Source organism: Chitinophagaceae bacterium, assembly GCA_030053935.1.
GTDB lineage: Bacteria > Bacteroidota > Bacteroidia > Cytophagales > JASGCU01 > JASGCU01.
Window position 1 is genome coordinate 36,912 of record JASGCU010000010.1, and the last position, 8,435, is coordinate 45,346.

The following is an 8,435-nucleotide window of genomic DNA, read 5'->3' on the forward strand; positions in this document are numbered from 1 at the left end:
AGTTGTTTATTCTAATTGTTTTATAATATCTGTTACGTTTTTTACATAACTTCTTATTTCTATCGGTTGATTTTCTACAAAAGGGTCTATATCCCAATATTGCAAAATGCCATCTTTTTTTGTCAGGAGTGATACTACTCCTTGGTCTAAGCAATCCGGGCATCCGATAACTTGATTTGGGTTATTTCTTAAATACGCGGGTATTTCTTCTATGAGTTTTTGAGCTATGAGGTATTTTTCATGAGGCAAAGATTCTGCTTTGAACTCTATACTGTCTTTTTTATAACGACTAACATTATCGGGGTATAATTTTCCATCTATAAGGGCAAAAAAAGTAGCACATTCCTTTATACAAAAGCCATAAGATATTCCAAATGCAAACAAATCATAAGAATATACTTTTGTTTCTTCGGTATTTTTTTTGCAACCCGATATAAAAAAACAAATTATAGGTATCAATAGTTTTTTTCTCATAAGCATATTGTAACTATCTGTATAATTTACATTGTTTATTTCTTGTGATTTATTATGTATTATTTCCATCATTATATAATTCTCATCATTATAAAAGCAGAATTTATTTTTTGATTAACGACTATAATTGTTGTCATGAAACCCTATTCCTTTGAAAATCTGTTCTTTATATTTTTGAATCCGTTCTATTTTGGTTTTGGGTTGTTTCGGTTGTGAAAAATAGATGATGTATCCCCTTTGTCTTCCGAGTGTGAGATTATAAAATGCTATTTCAAATGCGGGGTCATCTGCAAATGCTTCTAATAATTCGGGTGGAAGAGGTTCGGGATTTTTTTTTAACTCCACTTTGGCACCACTTTCTTCTATACGGATTGCTTCCAATATATATTCTCTCAAAATATCTTTTATTTTGATTATCTCGTCGATATGGGTAAATCTCACAATTCTCGCAGATTGTACATTACCTTGTTGTTGAAGTATTTTATAGGTATCTGCTAAAAGTACCCCTTTGAAAAAACCTATATTTGCAGATTCTTTAAGGGCATTTATAGTGACAATATTTTTATTGTTTTTGGTATAAACGGGAACTCCCCATTTCATTTCTTCTGTCAATCCTGTTTCTAAAACAGTTTGTCTTAGTATCTCTAATGCTGCACGCCAAGTATTCACTTTGCATTGTGGTGTTCCTCCGTATTTGCATCGCATACAGCCATCAATCATGTATTGTTCAATGCTTGTAGTCATTTTTTGAATTATAAAAAATTATTTATTTTGTTTATTTTAGTGCTAAAATAAGCAATTTTTATTTTTATTATATACAATGAGTCAATGTAATGATTCATTTTGATAGAAATGAGTAGATTTTTTTTCTAATTTAGTTTTGCAAAGGTCTTGTTTTTTGTAAAAAATTAAAAATAACATACAATAAAAAAGAGAGCATTGATAAACGCTCTCTCTCATTGTATGTAATCTTGTTCATTTTGGTTTGATTCTGATTTAATTTTTATTTCCTATTCTTGATTTTTCAGCATCGGTTGCGGTTTGTCTGTTTCTAGCGGCTTTTACATTTTGATTTCCGAAGTTATAGGTAAATGTAAGAGATATTCTTCTGCTTGTCCATCTTCCGCTTATTTGGAGGTCTATGTTTTGATAATTTACAGCCCCTTTCCAAAAAGATGTCAAAAATATATCGCTTACATTCAATTTTAATTTAGAATGTATTTTTTTAAATTCTTTTTGGATACCTATGTTCACTGCATATTGTGGTTTCAGAGATTTGGTATTTCCATATACATTGGGAGAATTATACCACATGCTTACTTCTGTTCCCCATCCTTTTGGAATAGTAAAATTGAGAGAGGTATTAAAATCGTATGCAAACTGCCCTAAATTAAGGGTTCCTCCTAATAAATTGGGGTCCTGGTATTGGTTATAGTATAATGCTATGTTATTTTGCATCATAAGCCATTTTGCAATAGGTATAGGAAAGGATACATTGACACTATAATTGTGAAAAGATTCTATGTTTCTTTGGATTGCTTTAGTTATTTTGGCACTATCATCTTGTTCTATTATTTGCACCATATTATCGGTGGTTCTTGCGTATCCTAAGGAGAGAGTTGCTGCACCTTTATAGGTGTAAGAAACTTCAAGGTTATCGGTAAACTGTGGTTGCAGATATGGGTTTCCTTCTTCATATGTATAGGGGTCTAAAAAGAATATAAAAGGGTTGAGTTGTTGATAATTAGGTCTATCTATACGTCTGCTGTAAGAATATCTTAGTGCATGATTATCATTTATATTTTGGTTTACAAAAATACTGGGGAATGGGGAAAGGTAATTTCTATAGACTGTTGTATTCAGAGTGACAGAATGCCCTGAGGAGTTTGTATGTTCTAATCGGAGTCCTGTTTGTATTCCCCATACTTTTCCTGTCCAACTAAAATTAAAGTAAGCGGCGTTTACATTCTCTTCATAGATGAAATGATTTGTTTTTGTGGGGTCATTTTGGTAGCTTGTTCCTACTAATTTTTCAAAAATAAAATCGTTATCTGTTTGCACATATCCGATTTTTGCTCCCATTTCTAATTTTATTTTGTCATTGATGGGGAGAGTAAAATCACTTTTGACTGCATATATGTCTATAAAAGTGGGAGTGCTGTTTCTTTGTGTTATTTGGTTGGTGAGGGAATCTGTATCATTATAATAATTTGTGTAAAAGTTTTGAAGAGTGGGGCTTCCGTATCGTGAATAATCTAAATCTATTGTAATTTCTTTTCCCTTGTCATTAAAATTATGCTTTATGTTAAAGTTAGTGGTGATATTATGCTCATTGGAATTAAAATCAGAGTTTTGGATGAGAGAGTTGCTGTTTGAGGTACTGAGGATTGTGTTTGAGATGTGAGTATTATTGCTGCCTTTCATTGTTCCATCCCAATTATTTCCATCAACCATTATACCTATTGTTGTTTTATCAGATACAAAATAATCTATTCCTATTTTAGTAGAAGCAAAAAGCCCATTGCCACTTCGGTAAGAGAATTGATCAAAAGTGCTTTTTTCCCCTTCGTAATTTACAGTTCTGTAGAGAGTATTATCATTATACCAGGATCCTCTATTGCCTGAAATAGTTCCGTAGAGATTCCATTTAGATGCTCTATGATTAATGGTAAGATTGGTGCTTCCTCGGTAGAGATCATTTACAGAATGGGGGATAAAAGCATATCCTGTGGTGAGGGAGAGAGTCCCATTAGTTCCTAAATTTTGATTTTTTTTGAGCTTTATATTGATGATACCAGAATTCCCTGAGGCATCATATTTTGCAGAGGGGTTTGTAATAATTTCAATAGAAGCGACCTGATCTGAGCTCATGTTTCTAAGAAGTTGTGTAATATCTTTTTCGGATAGATAACTTTTTTTCCCATCAATCATTATCTGAACTCCTGTTTTATTTTTGAGCTTTATTTGGTCGTTTTGTTGGTCTACTACTACTCCTGGTGCTTTTTCTAGTACTTCTAAGGCAGTATTTCCGCTAGCTACAATGCTATTTTCTACATTTACGATGGTCTTATCTACTTTTTGCTCTATAAATAATTTTTGACTGCTCACTGTTACTTCATCTAATTTTTGTATGTTCTCTGAAAGGATAATGGGAGAGAATACTTCTTGTTTCTGTTCCGCATTGAGCAAAAATGCATCTGAATAATGCGTATTAAATCCTACCATAGACACCTGAAGTATATAGTTTCCTTCTTTATTTATATCTATGAGAAATTTTCCATCTGAATCGGAGGTGCTTGCTTTTAATAAAGTAGAATCCTTCGCCTGCAAAACTAATACATTTGCAAAGGGCAGACCACTTTTTGCATCTTTCACCTCTCCTTTTATAGTATATTGGGGTATTTGTCCATATACTATCCCTATACTTATTGACCAGCAGAGTATATATATTATTTTTTTCATCTATTTATTTGTTTAAGATATTATTATTTAAAACTGATGTAAATGACATAAGAAATAATAAATAGTTGCATAACAAATTATAGATTATTGTGAAACAATAAAAATAAAAAATACTATGTCAAAAAGGTTCACAAAAATAAAAATAACATCTAAAAAAAATTTAACTCTCAAAAATATATGCGAATAGTGAAACAAATTACTCATCCTGCTTGTAATATTACTCTTTTTTCTTGGAATCAAAAATACATAGTAAAGTTTGAATATGGAATGATGGAGCAGGTTTATAAAATATCTGAATTGGAAATGACAGAAGCAGAGGTATTAGAGTATATAGATGATGATTTTATAAGAAAAGTTATGGATATATTCTCTGTTATGGAAGGGATATAGAGTTCTGGAAATATTCACAGTTATGGATTACCTGTTTCCTTTTCTATTTTCATTTATTGTAATGCAAAAGTAATATTAATGGTTTTATATGCGGTATTTTTGTAAAAGTTTATACACAATATCTGTTGGTAGACCTACTATATTGGTATAAGAACCGCTTATTTTTTTGACTCCAATAAGCCCAATCCACTCCTGAATTGCATATCCACCTGCCTTATCAAATGGATGAAAATGCTTTACATAATATTCTATTTCCGAAGGAGAAAATTTGCAAAGATGAACCCTTGTCTGCGAAGACACTACTGTGAAAACTCCGTTGAGAGACAAGCAAACCGATGTAATCACAGAGTGAATCGTACCTGAAAGGAAGGTAAGCATACGAATGCCTTCTTCCAAGTTCTCAGGCTTGTTCAATATCTTGTTTTTACAAAGCACGATGCTATCTGCGGTTAATATAAGATGGTCTTGGAATTCCGTTTGGTAGGCATTATTTTTTTTTATAGCTAAGTATTCTGCTACTTTTTCTTGTTCCAAAGTATTTGGAAAATCCTCATCAATTGGTTTTGTAAAAAGAATAAATGGAACTTTCATTTGTTCCAAAAGATACTTCCTTTGGGGAGAAGTAGATGCTAAAACAAGTGGATACTGGAGTTTCATAAAATAAAATAATAATATGTAGCAAAATCTACGTGATTTTTTCGTATATAGTAATTATCAGATGAGTGCATAAAAAAAAAACACGCTTTTCTTTGTGAGTTATGTGTTTTATTTTCCTAACATTTCTCTTTTTAAGTTTTTATCAATAGCACCATCTCCTAACCAAATTTCAAATAAAGCTTTTTTGAAATCAGAATTATCCTTAATAGTTCCTTTTTTTACCCCATTTTTATAAACAGAAACCCCTGTATTTGGTACATAAAGGATGATAAAAACATCACGTTTCATTATTGGCTCTTGAAAGAAGGTAATGAATGTAGTAATGTATTCTTGTAATGGAGATGTCTTTCCTCCTGTTGATGCTTCAAAACCTTCATGGATAGCAGAAATCATTCTTTCAGATGAAATTAAGCCCGATACAATGTCTATTTTTATTGCCATAGCTTTATTTGACGATGCAATTGCTTTTCCATCTTCTGATTTGTGAGTTACATAGAGAGAACCTACATAAAAATCCATAAACATTTTCACTCGCGTTCCCGCACCGTTTAATGTTAAATGTTGTCCTTCTATGGAAAGTTTATCTTCTATTTTTATATCGTGTATTATTTTTTGTGCTGCGGATATAAAAGGAGATGATAATGCAAAAAATACTATAATAATTTGTGTTTTCATTGATATATTTTTTTATTGTAAGTAAGATAATTAAGTAAGATAATGTTAAGTATCCCCCGAAAAGTTCTTTTTACAAAAATAATACTTAAGTTTTAAAACTATTGATAATCAAATAATTACAAAACTACAAATGTATCAAAAGTGATTTTTCGGTGTGGCTCAATTTTTAAAAATTGTTTTTTAATGCTCTACAAGAAACTTGAACAGATGCTTTAGCAAAATACAATAATATTTTTTTTTGTGAACTTATTATCATATATAAGGTTCTTTTTTTGATTTTTTTTTGAATAAATATGTTTTTTTGCCTTAGAAAAACAAAATAACAAAACTATTAGATATTATATTATATATTGCAATTGTATAAAAATAAATACAAAAGGACTCGTAGCTTAATTGGATAGAGCATTTGACTACGGATCAGAAGGTTGGGGGTTCGAATCCCTCCGAGTTCACCTAATAATGTTACCATTTTTAATAGAACACTGATTTAATTGATAGGACTGATTGATAATGATAGATATCAGTAGCATCTGTCCAATCAGTGTTCTTTTTTTATTTTTAGTGTTACATCACACATTTTATGATATTTATAGGACCATTTTCACAGATTATCACCCTTGATAATATACCTCTCAAAGGGGCTGTAAAGGATACAAGTTTAGAAATTTTAAAAAATTATGGCGTGGTAGTTTCCAATGGGCATATTGAAGATATACTTCCTTTTGAAAGGGGCAGGTATTTATATAAAAATATGCTGCATCTGACAGAAGATTTTGTATTGCTCCCTGGTTTTATAGATGCACACACTCATATATGTTTTGCGGGGTCAAGGGCAAAGGATTATTCGCTTCGTATATCGGGAAGTTCTTATTCAGAAATACTGAAAAGTGGAGGAGGGATTTATGATACCGTTCGGAGTACCAGAGAAGCCACGGAAGAGGAACTTTTTGAAACACTTAAAATGCGATTATGGAGGCATATTCAAGAGGGTGTTACTACTACGGAAGTAAAAACGGGCTATGGACTCGATTTTACAAATGAAATAAAACAACTTCGGACAATACAAAAATGCCAAACTCTGTTTGATATTGTCCCTACTTGCCTTGCGACACACGTCTGCCCAAAAGAATTTTTAGATACCGATTCTTATATTGATTTTATTCTTGAAAAACTATTGCCTGAAATAAAAAAACAAAATTTGAGTCAAAGAGTAGATATTTTTATAGAACCTGAAGCGTTCCCTCTTAAACAAGCGGAAAGATATTTGAATAGATGCAAAGACATGGGTTTTTTTTTGACCGTCCATGCGGATCAATTTTCTACGGGAGGAGGAGTTCTTGCCGCTCAATTAGGAGCTGTTAGCTGCGATCATTTAGAAAATACATCAGAAATGGACATAAAAATTATAGCTAAAAGTAATACGGTAGCAATAGTTTTACCAGGTGCATCGTTAGGATTAGGTATGCCTTTTGCTTCTGCAAGAAAATTTTTAGATAACGGAGCTTGCCTTGCTATTGCTACTGATTGGAATCCAGGATCGGCACCGATGGGAGACCTTTGTATGCAAGCATCTGTTCTTGCTGCAAATCAAAAGTTATCAAATGCAGAGGTATTCGCAGGTATTACTTTTAGAGCAGCAAATGCTATCCAAATTCAGAATAAAGGTATCCTCAAAAAAAACTATATTGCCGATATGATTGCCTTTCCTACAGATGATTATAGAGAAATTTTATACCAACAAGGTAAACTGAAGCCAAAACTCGTATGGAAAAAGGGAGAAATTATAAATGGTAAAGGTAACATTTAAAAAATAACATAAACACCTTATGAAATACCAAAACATAAGAGAAGAAGAATTGAAAAATAAAGTAGCTAACGACTACTTTTGGCTATACGACTGCTCCAAGATAATAGGCAACATTGACTTTAGTGTATGCATGCACCAAAGCTCAAAAGAATTATTTGAGCAAGAATCTCTGCTATGGGCGGAAGCAAAAAACGGCTCATCGGATATTTACAAATCCATTGTGCAACTCATTTTGACCATTGGCAAAGCAAGAACTTTTGATAAGTTTTTGCCACCCGCAATGCTGGGAGCATTTGACGGAGAAAAAATTGCCTTTATCCCATACAATGACATACATTCTGTTTTTTATTTAAACGACTTTAATTGGAATGTAGCACCTTCTAACCACGAAACCAAAGAGTTCAAACTGATTTATGAAAAAGTAAAATCGGTCATTGATAGCAATGCATTGCTTTTTCACTTTATTAATGACGATAGAGAGATCAAGAATTTTATCAAAAAGAACTTCCTTGTTGGTAATTTTGGCTTGACAAAAACCCGAATAGATAAAAATAATTTTATCGTTATTTACAACAAATGGCTTCAATCCGTAAAACCAACTATTGCAGTAAATTGGGACATAGCAAAGAAAATAGGAATTATTGATGGGGATTTTTATATCGCAGACCTTCTTTCTGAAGAAAACAATACTCTCAAAGAAAAACTATATGTATTGCTCAAAAAAGACCATTATCAGGTTGATAGAAAAATTAATGAAACAGGTATGTTTAGTAGTTTGCGTTCTGATTTTAATGATAAACAAGCTGCACATACCCAATTTTGGAACAAATATGAACGTCCTCCGCATAAAGAATATTGGGATTATATTGTAGAACGAAGGGATTTACTTGTTCCTCAAGATGTTCGAGAAAGAAAGGGTAGTTTCTATACCCCTCAGATTTGGGTAGAACTCTCTCAAAAGTATTTAGCA

8 protein-coding genes and 1 tRNA gene are annotated in these 8,435 nt (G+C 32.0%); 4 read left to right on the forward strand and 5 right to left on the reverse strand.

From position 1 onward, the window contains the following. Positions 1-6: 6 nt before the first annotated feature. From QM536_02385 to QM536_02395, 3 genes are all read right to left on the reverse strand, one after another. Positions 7-546, reverse strand: a complete 540-nt coding sequence (locus QM536_02385; protein ID MDI9355859.1) for a hypothetical protein — start codon at positions 544-546, stop codon at positions 7-9. 42 nt (positions 547-588) lie between these two features. Beyond that, complete coding sequence (locus tag QM536_02390; GenBank protein MDI9355860.1) at positions 589-1,218, reverse strand: DUF1801 domain-containing protein; 630 nt, start codon at positions 1,216-1,218, stop codon at positions 589-591. A gap of 252 nt (positions 1,219-1,470) precedes the next feature. Then, positions 1,471-3,936 (reverse strand): TonB-dependent receptor, encoded by a 2,466-nt coding sequence (locus QM536_02395; protein MDI9355861.1) that lies wholly within the window; start codon positions 3,934-3,936, stop codon positions 1,471-1,473. 177 nt (positions 3,937-4,113) lie between these two features. Here QM536_02395 and QM536_02400 point away from each other — a divergent pair, with 177 nt between their 5' ends. Further along, positions 4,114-4,326 (forward strand): hypothetical protein, encoded by a 213-nt coding sequence (locus tag QM536_02400; GenBank protein ID MDI9355862.1) that lies wholly within the window; start codon positions 4,114-4,116, stop codon positions 4,324-4,326. An 84-nt stretch (positions 4,327-4,410) separates the two neighbouring features. Here QM536_02400 and QM536_02405 read toward each other — a convergent pair whose 3' ends face one another. Both QM536_02405 and QM536_02410 read right to left on the reverse strand, forming a co-directional pair. After that, the gene (locus QM536_02405; protein ID MDI9355863.1) at positions 4,411-4,983 is read right to left on the reverse strand and encodes a Maf family nucleotide pyrophosphatase; all 573 of its coding nucleotides are present in this window, start codon (positions 4,981-4,983) and stop codon (positions 4,411-4,413) included. A gap of 108 nt (positions 4,984-5,091) precedes the next feature. Next, a complete protein-coding gene (locus QM536_02410) occupies positions 5,092-5,658 on the reverse strand; it encodes a chalcone isomerase family protein (protein MDI9355864.1) in 567 nt (188 codons plus the stop codon). Positions 5,659-6,036: 378 nt separating this feature from the next. Between QM536_02410 and QM536_02415 the strand changes: the two genes are divergently transcribed. The 3 genes from QM536_02415 to QM536_02425 all read left to right on the forward strand — a co-directional run. Continuing rightward, a tRNA-Arg gene (locus tag QM536_02415) sits at positions 6,037-6,110 on the forward strand. A gap of 128 nt (positions 6,111-6,238) precedes the next feature. Beyond that, on the forward strand, positions 6,239-7,465 hold the full coding sequence (gene hutI, locus QM536_02420) for an imidazolonepropionase (GenBank protein ID MDI9355865.1): 1,227 nt from the start codon (positions 6,239-6,241) through the stop codon (positions 7,463-7,465). Positions 7,466-7,484: 19 nt separating this feature from the next. Beyond that, a partial coding sequence (locus QM536_02425; protein MDI9355866.1) for a hypothetical protein occupies positions 7,485-8,435 on the forward strand: 951 nt, incomplete at its 3' end.